This window comes from Streptomyces sp. CA-142005 (assembly GCF_050942335.1).
Lineage (GTDB): Bacteria > Actinomycetota > Actinomycetes > Streptomycetales > Streptomycetaceae > Streptomyces.
In genome coordinates this window covers 2,071,975-2,083,091 of record NZ_CP192078.1, presented here as the reverse complement: position 1 = coordinate 2,083,091, position 11,117 = coordinate 2,071,975, and the positions used below count along the sequence as shown (strand labels likewise).

Annotated in this window: 13 protein-coding genes; 4 read left to right on the top strand and 9 right to left on the bottom strand. The window is 72.4% G+C overall.

Going from position 1 to position 11,117, the window contains the following annotated elements; genetic code table 11:
- Position 1: 1 nt before the first annotated feature.
- Positions 2-802, bottom strand: coding sequence for an ABC transporter ATP-binding protein (locus tag ACQPXS_RS10000; protein ID WP_433448925.1), 801 nt, complete (start codon positions 800-802; stop codon positions 2-4).
- A 116-nt stretch (positions 803-918) separates the two neighbouring features.
- On the opposite strand from ACQPXS_RS10000, the gene ACQPXS_RS09995 reads away from it, so the two are divergent.
- Positions 919-1,164, top strand: a complete 246-nt coding sequence (locus ACQPXS_RS09995) for a toxin-antitoxin system HicB family antitoxin (protein WP_433448923.1) — start codon at positions 919-921, stop codon at positions 1,162-1,164.
- Positions 1,165-1,168: 4 nt separating this feature from the next.
- Positions 1,169-1,543, top strand: coding sequence for a fic family toxin-antitoxin system, toxin component (locus tag ACQPXS_RS09990; protein ID WP_351807867.1), 375 nt, complete (start codon positions 1,169-1,171; stop codon positions 1,541-1,543).
- 54 nt (positions 1,544-1,597) lie between these two features.
- Here the strand turns inward: ACQPXS_RS09990 and ACQPXS_RS09985 are convergent, their stop codons facing one another.
- The 4 genes from ACQPXS_RS09985 to bioB all read right to left on the bottom strand — a co-directional run bounded on the left by ACQPXS_RS09985 (position 1,598) and on the right by bioB (position 5,987).
- Positions 1,598-2,287, bottom strand: coding sequence for a class I SAM-dependent methyltransferase (locus tag ACQPXS_RS09985; RefSeq protein ID WP_356305583.1), 690 nt, complete (start codon positions 2,285-2,287; stop codon positions 1,598-1,600).
- 500 nt (positions 2,288-2,787) lie between these two features.
- Positions 2,788-3,513, bottom strand: coding sequence for a dethiobiotin synthase (gene bioD, locus ACQPXS_RS09980; protein WP_433448920.1), 726 nt, complete (start codon positions 3,511-3,513; stop codon positions 2,788-2,790).
- A 1-nt stretch (position 3,514) separates the two neighbouring features.
- On the bottom strand, positions 3,515-4,804 hold the full coding sequence (locus ACQPXS_RS09975; RefSeq protein ID WP_433448918.1) for an adenosylmethionine--8-amino-7-oxononanoate transaminase: 1,290 nt from the start codon (positions 4,802-4,804) through the stop codon (positions 3,515-3,517).
- The gene (gene bioB / locus ACQPXS_RS09970) at positions 4,797-5,987 is read right to left on the bottom strand and encodes a biotin synthase BioB (RefSeq protein WP_433448916.1); all 1,191 of its coding nucleotides are present in this window, start codon (positions 5,985-5,987) and stop codon (positions 4,797-4,799) included. The genes ACQPXS_RS09975 and bioB overlap by 8 nt, the downstream gene beginning before the upstream one ends.
- Before the next feature lie 147 nt (positions 5,988-6,134).
- Here bioB and ACQPXS_RS09965 point away from each other — a divergent pair, with 147 nt between their 5' ends.
- The gene (locus tag ACQPXS_RS09965; RefSeq protein ID WP_433448914.1) at positions 6,135-7,262 is read left to right on the top strand and encodes an 8-amino-7-oxononanoate synthase; all 1,128 of its coding nucleotides are present in this window, start codon (positions 6,135-6,137) and stop codon (positions 7,260-7,262) included.
- Between the two features lie 60 nt (positions 7,263-7,322).
- On the opposite strand, the gene ACQPXS_RS09960 is transcribed toward ACQPXS_RS09965, so the two are convergent.
- A complete protein-coding gene (locus tag ACQPXS_RS09960) occupies positions 7,323-7,544 on the bottom strand; it encodes a DUF397 domain-containing protein (protein ID WP_433448912.1) in 222 nt (73 codons plus the stop codon).
- 9 nt (positions 7,545-7,553) lie between these two features.
- A complete protein-coding gene (locus ACQPXS_RS09955) occupies positions 7,554-8,414 on the bottom strand; it encodes a helix-turn-helix domain-containing protein (RefSeq protein WP_433448910.1) in 861 nt (286 codons plus the stop codon).
- A gap of 214 nt (positions 8,415-8,628) precedes the next feature.
- Between ACQPXS_RS09955 and ACQPXS_RS09950 the strand changes: the two genes are divergently transcribed.
- Positions 8,629-9,087 carry an ATP-binding protein gene (locus ACQPXS_RS09950; protein WP_351807859.1) on the top strand — a complete coding sequence of 153 codons (459 nt, stop codon included), beginning with the start codon at positions 8,629-8,631 and terminating at the stop codon, positions 9,085-9,087.
- Positions 9,088-9,756: 669 nt separating this feature from the next.
- On the opposite strand, the gene ACQPXS_RS09945 is transcribed toward ACQPXS_RS09950, so the two are convergent.
- Positions 9,757-10,230 (bottom strand): C40 family peptidase, encoded by a 474-nt coding sequence (locus tag ACQPXS_RS09945; protein WP_351807858.1) that lies wholly within the window; start codon positions 10,228-10,230, stop codon positions 9,757-9,759.
- Positions 10,231-10,805: 575 nt separating this feature from the next.
- On the bottom strand, positions 10,806-11,111 hold the full coding sequence (locus ACQPXS_RS09940) for a hypothetical protein (RefSeq protein WP_351807857.1): 306 nt from the start codon (positions 11,109-11,111) through the stop codon (positions 10,806-10,808).
- Between the last annotated feature and the right edge of the window lie 6 nt (positions 11,112-11,117).

Sequence of the window (11,117 nt, the reverse complement as noted above, 5' to 3'; positions counted from 1 at the left end):
GTCAGTCCTCTCGGACGGTGTCGTCGTCGCCGAGCCGGCCGCGGACCACGTCGAACCGCTTCATCCGTTCCAGTACGGCGTCCGCCGTCGGCCGTTCCATGCCGTCCACGATGCGCCCGTCGGCCAGGAAGAGCACCAGGTCGGAATGGGCGGCGGCGCCGGGGTCGTGGGTGACCATGACGACCGTCTGCCCGAGATCGTCCACCGCGCCGCGCAGAATCCCCAGCACCTCCAGGCCGGCCCGCGAGTCGAGGTTGCCGGTCGGCTCGTCGGCGAAGATCAGCTCCGGCCGCGAGGCCAGCGCCCGCGCACACGCGACCCGCTGCTGCTGACCGCCGGAGAGCTGGGCGGGCCGGTGCGTGAGGCGGTCACGCAGGCCTAGCGTGTCGATGACCTGCTCCAGCCACAGCGGGTCGGGCTTCCGGCCCGCGATGTCCATGGGCAGGGTGATGTTCTCGGCGGCGGTCAGCGTCGGGATGAGGTTGAACGACTGGAACATGAACCCGATCCGGTCCCGCCTGAGCCGGGTCAGGTCCCGTTCCCGCAGGCCGGTGATCTCGGTGTCGCCCAGCCACACCTGGCCCGCCGACACGGTGTCGAGTCCCGCCAGACAGTGCATCAGCGTGGACTTCCCGGACCCCGAGGGCCCCATCACGGCGGTGAAACGGCCGCGCGCGATGTCCACGTCCACCGAGTCCAGGGCGATGACGGCCGTCTCGCCGGAGCCGTACGCCTTGGTCAGTCCGCGGGCGCGGGCCGCGACGGCGCCGCCCGGCGCGTGCTGCGCAGCAGGTGTGGACAAGACCGCCTCCCGGTCGCCGAACCGCCCGTACCGGGCGAGCGTAGGCGACGAGCCGCCCCGGCGCACCGGTGCCGCGCGCCCTTGCTTTGCTAGCACGTCGGCGCTAGCTTCGAAGCATGGCGAAGACCCAGCTGAACGTGCGCGTGGACGAGGGCACCGCCCGCGCGGCCCGCGAACGCGCCCTGGCCCGCGGTATCAGCGTCAACCGCTATATCGAAGAGCTGGTCAGACAGGACACCGGTGAGGCCGGCCGTACGTTCGTCGAGGCCGCCGCCGACTTCATGAAGCAGTACCAGTCCGTGTTCGCCGAGGAGTTCACCGAGACCCGCGGCACCGGCACCGGCGTCGAGGGCGGCCGCTGATCCCTTGAACGAGCTCAGCATCGACCTCGCCTGGCTCCTCATGCTCGCCGAACAGAGAACCCCGGGTGACCCACAGGTCACCGACTGGGGCGCGCTCATCGCCGCCGTCGCCCGGCACCGCGCCGAGATATTCGGCGTGCCCGTCTACGACGACCCGCACACCCGCGCCGCCTCCCTGCTCCAGTTGCTGATCCACCTGCCGGCGCTGGAGCGCTCCAACGCGCTGTTCGCCTCGGCGGTCGCCTATGCCTACCTGGTCACCAGCGGTGTGAAGGTGGTCACCTCACCCGAGCAGGTGCGGGACCTCGCCCGGCTGGTGAAGGAGGGCGCGGCAGGCGTCGACGACATCGCGCGCGAGCTGCGCCGCTGGAGTCTGTGAGGCCGGTCGTCGCGCCGGGGCCCGTCACCGGAGCCGCCGCGCAGGGGGCCGTGATCAGCGCGCGTCCGGCTCGTCCGGCCGCCAGGCGACCCCGAGCGCGCAGTACGAGGACGGCAGTGCCGGACCTTTCTCCGGCATCATCACCTCACGCTGCGGGCCGAGCGTGAACCCGGCCTCGCGCAGAGCGGCCACCGGCTGCCGGGCCAGATGGCACCCGCCGGTCAGGGCGGGCCACAGGGTTCGGTCCAGCGTGCGCTGGGTCAGCCGCATCGCCGGGCCGCCGCCCTGGCCGTGCTCGAAGAACCGCACCTGCCCGCCCGGTTTGAGCACCCGCCGGACCTCGCCCAGCGCCCTTTGCACGTCGCGCACGCTGCACAGCACCAGGCACAGCACGACCGCGTCGAAGGCCTCGCTCTTGACCGGCAGCGCCTCCGCCGCGCCGGGCACCACGTCGACCGGGACCTGCGACCGCAGGGCCGACTCCAGTGCCAACTGCCTGAGCAGCGGCTCCGGTTCGATCGCGACGACCTCCGCGACGGTGCCCGGATAGTGCGCGAAGTTCAGCCCGTTGCCCGCGCCGATCTCGATCACCCGCCCGGACAGCCCGGCGAGCAGCCGCTCCCGTATCCCGGCCATGCCCATCCGGGTCTCGGCGCTCACGCTGAAGCGGGCGTAGTAGCGGGCGAACAACGGGTGGTGGACGGGACTCGGCGGCACCTTGCCGGGGCCGGACAGCAGCCGCATGGGAACCTCCAGGAACAGGACGGACTAGGAGGAGTCTCCCCAGCGCGGGGCCGTCGCACCCTCGGCGTCGGCGCCCGGCCGCCACTGGCCTCCGCCCCGGCCCCCGCCAGGCGCTCCGCCCCTGGACCCCGACCTCGCCCACCCGCCATCCGACTCGGTCGGCCGGAGAGCGGGTTTGTCATTCGACTCGCTCGGCCGGCAGCTGGACGAGACCGGACCGGCGGCAGCTGGTTGGCCGGAGGGGCGGGGGACTCGGTCCGGGAGGGTGCTGGCTCGGGCCGCCGGACGGCTCGCTCGTGCGGTCGGCCTGACGCGGCACTTGCCGGAGCCGGGCTCGTACGTCGGCCTGGTTGCGGTGCTTCTCGGACCCGGGCTCGTACGTCGGCCTGGTTGCGGTGCTTCTCGGACCCGGGCTCTCACATCGGCCCGGCTGCGGCACCTGCCGGACCGGGTCCACGCGGCACCCCGGCTGCGGCACCTGCCCGACTCACCCCCCTGCGTCACCCCGGCTGCGGTGCCATCCGTACCCGGAACGCCTCCGCGTCCCATGTGCCGTCCAGGCTGGGTGCGAGCCACGCCGGGGCCGTCCTGCGGAAGTCGGCCGGTGGCAGGGCTCCCGCCCCACAGGGGATCGCGCCGAGCAGCGGGGCTCCCGCAACCTCCGGCAGGTCCGTCACGTTGCAGCGGGTGGCGAGGTCGGGGGAGCCGGGCCAGCTGCCGATCACCACGCCGGCCAACTCCAGCCCCCGTCGCCGTAGTTCGAGCGCCGTCAGCTCGGTGGTGTTGAGGGTGCCCAGGCCTGCCTGGGCGACGACCAGCACCGGCGCGCCGAGCAGACCGGCCGCGTCGGCCAGGGTGCCGCCGGCCGCGTCGAACCGGACCAGCAGCCCGCCCGCCCCCTCGACCAGCACCAGATCGTGCTCGACGGCCAGCTTGGCCGCCCGGTCGGCCACCTCGTGCGGGTGGACCGGAGCCATGCCCGCCCGCCGGGCCGCCGTGCCCGGCGCCAACGGCTCGGGGTAACGGGCCAGTTCGGCGGCCGTGACCGGGCCCGCCAGCCGCGCGACCTCGTCGGCGTCCCCGCGCTCGTCCGGCCGTACGCCCGTCTGCGCGGCCTTCAGCACGGCCACCGAGCGCCCGGCCGCGAGCGCCGCGGCGGCGACGGCTGCGGTGGTGACGGTCTTGCCGACCTCCGTGCCCGTGCCCGTGATCACCAGTACCGGCATGTCATCCCTCCCGCGCCGCGGCGCACACCGCGCGCGCGATCCTCGCCAGGTCCTCGTCCGAGGTGATGTACGGCGGCATCGTGTAGATCAGGTCGCGGAAGGGGCGCAGCCACACGCCCTCCCGCACGGCCGCCGCGGTGGCCGCCGCCATGTCCACCTCGTGGTCGAGCTGGACGACGCCGATCGCCCCGAGGACGCGGACGTCCCGAACACCGGGCAGCTCGCGGGCCGGCGACAGGCCCTCCGAGAGGCCGGCCTCGATCCGCTTGACCTCCGCCCGCCAGTCCTGTCCCAGCAGCAGTTCGACGGAGGCGCAGGCCACGGCCGCCGCCAGCGGGTTGCCCATGAACGTCGGTCCGTGCGCGAGCACCGGAACCTCGCCGCGCGAGATGCCCTCGGCGACCCGCGCCGTGCACAGCGTGGCCGCCAGCGTCAGGTAGCCGCCGGTCAGCGCCTTGCCCACGCACATCACATCCGGGGTGACGCCCGCGTGCTCCGCCGCGAACAGCGCGCCGGTGCGGCCGAAGCCGGTGGCGATCTCGTCGAAGACGAGCAGCACGTCGTGCGCGTCGCAGGCCTCGCGCAGCACCCGGAGATACGCGGGGGAGTGGAAGCGCATCCCGCCCGCGCCCTGCACGACCGGCTCCACGATCACCGCGGCCAGCTCGTCGGCGTGACGGGCGATCAGCTCGCCCAGGTGGTCGGCGTACGACTCCTCGTACTCCGTCGGCGGCACGTCCGCGAACACCTGGCGCGGCAGGACGCCGGACCACAGCGCGTGCATCCCGCCCTCGGGGTCGCACACCGACATCGGGTTCCAGGTGTCGCCGTGGTAGCCGCCCCGCCAGGTCAGCAGCCGCTGCTTGCCGGGCCGGCCGAGCGAGCGCCAGTACTGCAGGCACATCTTCACCGCGACCTCGACCGACACCGAACCGGAGTCGGCCAGGAAGACGTGCTCCAGGCCCTTTGGTGACATGTCGACAAGGTGCTTCGCGAGCCGGACGGCGGGCTCGTGCGTGAGCCCGCCGAACATCACATGGCTCATCCGCCCGAGCTGCGCGTGCGCCGCCTCGTTGAGGACCGGGTGGTTGTAGCCGTGGATCGCCGACCACCACGAGGACATGCCGTCCACCAGCTCGCCCGAGCCGTCGGCGAGGCGCAGCCGGACCCCGCTCGCCGACTCCACGACGAGCGGTTCGGTACGTCCGGGCATGGGGCCGTACGGGTGCCACACGTGCCGTCGGTCCAGCTCCAGCAGCTCGGGCACGGTCAGGCCGGGCAGCTCAGGCATTGGGCGCGAGGTCCGTCCCGGCGCCCCGGCGGCGTACGGCGACGAGATCGGTGCGCGCCTCCTGCGCGGCCGTCGTACCGCACGCGTCCCGGCCTTCGTGACCGCACGCGTCCGCGCCCTCGTGCGAGCCGCAGCCCTCGTGCGAGCCGCAGACCGATCCGCAGCCGGCCGCGGCCTCGACCCGGTGCTCCGGGAGCGTCACCTCGCCGGCGCCCTCCACCTCGAACCCGGCGTCCGCGATCATCTCCAGGTCGGCCTTGCCGGCCTGGCCCTCGCTGGTCAGGTAGTCGCCGAGGAAGATGGAGTTGGCCAGGTGCAGCGCGAGCGGCTGCATCGTGCGCAGATGGACCTCGCGGCCGCCCGCGATACGGACCTCCACGTCCGGACAGACGAACCGGACCATCGCGAGGATCCGCAGACAGCGCTGTGGGGTGAGGTTCCACTCCTTGGCCAGCGGGGTGCCCTCGAACGGGATGAGGAAGTTCACCGGCACCGAGTCCGGGTCCAGTTCGCGCAAGCTGAAGACCACGTCGACCAGGTCCTCGTCGCTCTCGCCCATCCCCGCGATCAGACCGGAGCAGGCGGACAGACCGGCCGCGTGCGCCTTCTGCACCGTGTCCACCCGATCGGCGTACGTGTGCGTGGTCGTGATGTCCGCGTACGTCCCCTCGGACGTGTTGAGGTTGTGGTTGTAGGCGTCCGCGCCCGCCTCGCGCAGCCGCTCGGCCTGGCCGTCGGAGAGCAGACCGAGGCAGGCGCACACCTCGACCTGCTCGTTCTGCTCCTTGATGGTCCTGATGGTCTCCGAGACCCGGTCCACGTCCCGGTCCGTCGGGCCGCGCCCGCTGGCCACCAGACAGACCCGCTTGGCGCCTCCCGCGAGGCCCGCGGCGGCGGCCTTGGAGGCCTCGTCGGGCTTGAGCCAGGTGTACTTCAGGATGTCGGCCTTCGAACCGAGCCGCTGGGAACAGTAGGAGCAGTCCTCCGGGCACAGGCCCGACTTGAGGTTCACCAGATAGTTGAGTTTCACCCGTCGCCCGAACCAGTGCCGGCGCACCTTCCCGGCCGCGGCCACCACATCGAGTACGTCGTCGTCGGAGGTGGCCAGAACGGCGAGCGCTTCCTCGCGGGTCGGCAGCTCGCGCCGAAGCCCCTTGTCCACCAGCGTGTTCAGCAGGTCCATGAGGCCTGATCCTGTCCTACGGGACCGCCCCGGGCCAAGGAGAGTTTGCACAACGGAGACGGTTCACCGTGTGGGTATTGCCACACCCTGGGCGGCTGGTCGTGCCGCTAGGGTCTGTCCGCTACCTACAAAAGCCCCGGAGGACCCATGGCGTTCGGCTGGATCGACGAGCAGGCCGAGGCGCGCCGCCGCGCCGGACTCGTACGCACCCTGCGCCCGCGCCCCGCCGACTCGGCCCTGCTGGACCTGGCGAGCAACGACTACCTGGGCCTCGCCCACCACCCCGAGGTCACCGAGGGGGCCGCCCGGGCCGCCCGGACCTGGGGCGGCGGGTCCACCGGCTCCCGGCTCGTCACCGGCACCACGGAGCTGCACACCGAGCTGGAGCGCGAACTGGCCGCCTTCTGCGGCTTCGAGGCGGCGCTGGTCTTCTCCTCCGGTTACGCCGCCAACCTGGCCGCGGTCACCGCGCTCGGGCCGCACGGCTCGCTGATCGTCTCCGACGCCGGCAACCACGCCTCCCTCATCGACGGCTGCCGGCTCGCCCGGGGCGAGAGGCAGGTCGTCGGGCACGCCGACCCCGAGGCGGTGCGCAAGGCGCTGGCCACCCATCGGGGGCCGGCGATCGTCGTGTCCGACACCGTGTTCTCGGTGGACGGCGACCGGGCGCCGCTGGCCGGCCTCGCCGAGGCGTGCCGGGAGCACGGCGCGGGACTGGTCGTGGACGACGCGCACGGGCTCGGGGTCCTGGGCGACGGCGGCCGGGGCGCGCCGTACGCGGCCGGCCTCGCGGGCGCCTCGGACGTGGTGGTCACGGCCACCCTGTCCAAGTCGCTCGGCAGCCAGGGCGGTGTGGTGCTCGGCCCGGCCAGGGTGATCGACCATCTGGTCAACGCGGCGCGGACCTTCATCTTCGACACGGGCCTGGCCCCGGCGGCGGCCGGCGCGGCGCTCGCCGCGCTGCGGCTGCTGGTCCGCGAACCCGAGCGCGCGGCGCGCGCCCGGGCGGTGGCCGCGGACCTGCACGCGCGGCTGACCGCCGCGGGTCTGGAAGCGGTGCGTCCGGACGCCGCGGTGGTCTCCGTGCGGGCTCCGTCCCCGGAACAGGCGGTGCGCTGGGCGGCCGACTGCCGTAGCGCGGGGCTGGCCGTGGGCTGTTTCCGTCCTCCTTCCGTGCCCGACGGCATCTCACGGCTGCGGCTGACCGCCCGCGCGGACCTGTCCGGGGCCGAGATCGAACGCGCTGTACGGGTGATCGGCGAAACGCGACCATGAGTCGGCGTGACACGGCCGTGCTTCGCGCGTGGTCGTCTGTGGTCGGTGGGGGTCTTCGGGTCAGAGGGCGGTGAGGAAACCGGCCCAGCTCCCCGCGGAGAAGAGCAGCGCGGGTCCGGCCGGGTTCTTGGAGTCGCGCACGGCGAGCCGTCCGGCCCCGGGGCCGGAGCGCGGCCGGGCCGTCTCCACGCAGTTGTTGGCTCCCGTGCTGTAGCTGCTGCGCAGCCAGCGCACGTCGTGCAGGTCGGTACTGGCAGGGACGTTCCGAGGCAGAGCTGACATGGTGCCTCCTTACGCGCCGTCGCCTATCCCGGCGATGTAGTCCAACGTGTCCTCGGGTGAAAGGGCGTGCAGCCGAAGGGTGTCGAAGGCCTCCGCGTAGGCCATGAGGTCTTCTTTCCGCTCCAGGTAGAGGCTACTCGTCAACTGGTCGAGAACAACGACGTCCAGATCAGAAGTGCTCGGAAATGAGAAAATAACGAAAGCTCCGGTGAGGCCGACATGAGCCCCGGCACCGAACGGCAATATCTGGAGCCTGACTTGGGGCAGGCGGGCCGCCTCCATCAGCCGCTCCAGCTGCCGGGCCATCACCCCGGGGCCTCCGACCTCGCGCCGCAGCACCGACTCGTCCAGCACCGCGCTCAGCTTCAGCGGCGGGTCGGCGCGGAGCACGTCCTGCCTGGCCAGCCGCACCTCCACCAGCGCGTCCAGGCCTTCCTCGTCCAGGTCCGCGACGACCGCCCGGGTCACGGCGCGGGCGTACTCGGGCGTCTGCAGCAGGCCGGGTACGACCGTGGTCTCCAGGGTGCGCATCGTGCTGGCCTGCGACTCCAGGCTGATGAAGTCCCGGTACGTGGGCGGCAGCACCCCGCGGTAGGCGTGCCACCAGCGGTGCCGGTCGCCCGTGTCCTCGGAGCCCGCGAGCATCATCAGCAACTCGCGCAGTTGCCCGTCCCGCACCTCGTAGGCGTCGAGAAGTAACCGCACATCGGCTGGTTTGACGCCGCTGGCACCGGTCTCGATACGGCTGACCTTCGACTGGTGCCAGCCGACCAGCCGGGCTGCCTCACCGCTCGTGAGCCCAGCATCGGTACGCAGCGTGCGCAGTTCGGCGCCCAGTTTGCGGCGGCGCACGGCCGGCCCGTTCTGCATGGGCTCCTCCTTACTCCTTACGGGCCGCCCAAAAACGGTCTCGCGTCGTAGAGTTCACCGCTTCGGGCGACAGATATATGCATATCTTGGTGGATCGCTCCCCGTGACCGGCCCCGTGATGGCAGGCTGACGAGCAAGCACCAGTCCGGGACCGTACTCGAACCATCCGGCTCTGTGTCGGACCGCGGTCCCGTGGGAAAGGGACGACGTCGCCATGGCAGACCATCTGGAAGCATCCGTCACTCTGCCGAGCGATCCCGCCTCGGTCTCCGCGGCCCGCACGTACGTCGTGGGCACGCTCGCGGAGTGGGGCCTGCCGTCCGACACCGACGTGGCCGACACCGTGCGGCTCATCGTCTCCGAACTCGCCACCAACGCCGTACAGCACACCTTCGGTCAGTCACCCACCTTCACCGTCGACATCGCCCTGGACCGCGACGAACACCTCCGCATCGGCGTCACCGACAGTCATCCACGCTTTCCGAAGAGACTGCCCGCCGCCGTCCAACAGGACAACGGCCGCGGCATGGTCATCATTCGCTGGCTCACCGCGGAGTGCGGCGGCAAGCTCCGCGTCCGTCCCACCCGCGAGGGCGGCAAGACGGTCTCGATCGAACTCCCCTGGATCGTCCCGGTGGAGCCGGTCCCGGCGGCGGGCCAACAGGAACCGTAGCCCTCCGGGCGGGGCGGGCTGGTGGAAGGGTCACGTCGGGCACGCAGTGACCAGGGGCTCGGGGACGTCGGTGCGGGTGCGAGTGGCCGGTGCGTGAGGTGCCGAGGACGGCGGGCTGGGAGGTGGTGGCCGTGCCCGTTCTCTCCGGTGCGGAGCCAGGATGTCTGCCGGGGGTGGGGGCTTGGCTTCCGTGATCGCACGGTCCCGACGACGCGGTCTCGGGGCGGCTCTCGGACGGCCCGGGCGGCCGGTGTGGTTCCGTCCGCTTCGGGTAACGGACGTCGCGGGCCGATCCGCGGTGTGGCGGGACTTGGACGAAAAGACCGGGCCGCCGGACCACCGCGCGGCAGGCGACGGGAAAGGCGCCGCGATCGGAGCGCCTCGTCGGCGCCCGGCAGGTCTGTCGGTGCGCCCGGCGCTGCATGTCGTGGCCGAGACGACGTTGGGGAGTGCTTCAGTCGCCGAGGGCCGCACCGGTCCGTCGCAGGCTCCTCGCAGCGCCGCCCGAAGTGCTCCGCGGCGGACAGGGGCGCCGCCGCGCCGACCCCGGCCCGCCCGCGGGCTCCAGGCGGACACCGGGGTGGCGCTGAGGGCGCTCGGAGCGGCCCCGCTGCTGGAGCCGCTCCCGCTCTGACATGGGGTCAGTCGACCCCGCCGTGGAGGACCGGGTCAGTTGATCCGGCCGTACCAGACGCTCCTCGTCCAGATCTTCTGGAGCCGCACCACGTCCCCGGTCCTCGGCGCGTGCCAGATCTTCCCGTGGCCGGCGTAGATGCCGACGTGGTAGACGTAGGAGCCATAGTGGAAGAACACCAGGTCACCGGCCCGGCGACGGCTGGCGGAGATGTGGTGCGTCTTGTTGTACTGCGCAGCGGCGGTACGGGGCAGGATCTTGCCCGCCTTCTTGAACGAGTAGAGGGTCAGCCCCGAGCAGTCGAAACTGCGCGGCCCGGTGGCCCCCCACCGGTACGGCGCACCCTTCTTGGCGGCCGCGACCTTCAGTGCCTTTGTGGCGAGCGTCGCGGCCGAGGCATCGGGGGCGAGGCCGGGGACCACGATCGAGCCGCCGACGGCGGCGAGGGTGAGGGCCGAGGCCGTACCGGCCCGGGCCATGAGAGACGGGACACGATTGAGCGCAGTCATGCGCAACCCTTCGTCAGCCGCCTGTGAAGGATGACCTGTCGGATTCGGGCTGGCGAAGGTGCCCGGCCGCGTTGCCGCGGCTTCACCCCAAGGGCTGCGCGGAACCTCAGGCCGTCTGCGACGAGCAGACGAACATCCGTTCCCGCGACCCGTCTTGCCTGGGTCCTCCACTCCTGCCGATCCACTCCTGTCGACCGGTCATCCGGGCGGCGGCAGGACTCGGCGTCCGCCCGGACCGCCCCGCCGCGGCGGCGGGGGCTTGTCGTCGGACGGGATCTTCGCCCACACCGGTGCGAAAATCCCAATGCATCCGGGGATTTGTGGTGTTACTCACCACTCGCCCGTTCGGGTGGAGCGGGTGCTGTTCGAGACATCGTCACACTCCGTGCGTAGCCCCGGACCTGGGGCGACGCGCTCTCCCGCGAACGACGCGCCGGTCTGGAGCGCAAGTCGGCAGGCTCGCAGAACGATCCGGATATACACCGGACAGCGGTACGTCATTCGGGTCGTTTCAAGTCCCGGCCGAGCGGTAGCGGTCGACGACCGGGCCCCGGCCGGCTGGTCCGGCGTCCGGATCAGCCGACGCCGTCGGGCGGGAGCGCGACGCGCGCGGTACGGCGTTCACCGTCCAGGACCCGCAAGGCCCGTGCCAGCGTGTGCCCGTGCAGCTCCGTCTCGCCTCGCTGGTGCATCAACGCGAGGGCGTCGCGCAGCTCTGCGGCCTTGCGCACCAGGGCCTGGGCGGCGCGCAGCCCGCGATAGGTGTCCCCGCCGTGCGCGGGGTTGACGCGGCCCAGCAGGTCGGCGGCCTCCAGGTAACGGTCGATCAGGTCGCCCTCGGCATGTGTCAGTGCAGGCAGCGGCGGCAGGTCCGGCAGCATCGGCGG

Excerpts from the sequence above, each read along its gene's own strand:
- ACQPXS_RS09995 (WP_433448923.1), top strand. The coding sequence starts at position 919 with ATGGCGAAGACCCAGCTGAACGTGCGCGTGGACGAGGGCACCGCCCGC.
- ACQPXS_RS09985 (WP_356305583.1), bottom strand. The coding sequence starts at position 2,287 with ATGCGGCTGCTGTCCGGCCCCGGCAAGGTGCCGCCGAGTCCCGTCCAC.
- bioD (WP_433448920.1), bottom strand. The coding sequence starts at position 3,513 with ATGCCGGTACTGGTGATCACGGGCACGGGCACGGAGGTCGGCAAGACC.
- ACQPXS_RS09975 (WP_433448918.1), bottom strand. The coding sequence starts at position 4,804 with ATGCCTGAGCTGCCCGGCCTGACCGTGCCCGAGCTGCTGGAGCTGGAC.
- bioB (WP_433448916.1), bottom strand. The coding sequence starts at position 5,987 with ATGGACCTGCTGAACACGCTGGTGGACAAGGGGCTTCGGCGCGAGCTG.
- ACQPXS_RS09965 (WP_433448914.1), top strand. The coding sequence starts at position 6,135 with ATGGCGTTCGGCTGGATCGACGAGCAGGCCGAGGCGCGCCGCCGCGCC.
- ACQPXS_RS09960 (WP_433448912.1), bottom strand. The coding sequence starts at position 7,544 with ATGTCAGCTCTGCCTCGGAACGTCCCTGCCAGTACCGACCTGCACGAC.
- ACQPXS_RS09955 (WP_433448910.1), bottom strand. The coding sequence starts at position 8,414 with ATGCAGAACGGGCCGGCCGTGCGCCGCCGCAAACTGGGCGCCGAACTG.
- ACQPXS_RS09950 (WP_351807859.1), top strand. The coding sequence starts at position 8,629 with ATGGCAGACCATCTGGAAGCATCCGTCACTCTGCCGAGCGATCCCGCC.
- ACQPXS_RS09945 (WP_351807858.1), bottom strand. The coding sequence starts at position 10,230 with ATGACTGCGCTCAATCGTGTCCCGTCTCTCATGGCCCGGGCCGGTACG.
- ACQPXS_RS09940 (WP_351807857.1), bottom strand. The coding sequence starts at position 11,111 with ATGCTGCCGGACCTGCCGCCGCTGCCTGCACTGACACATGCCGAGGGC.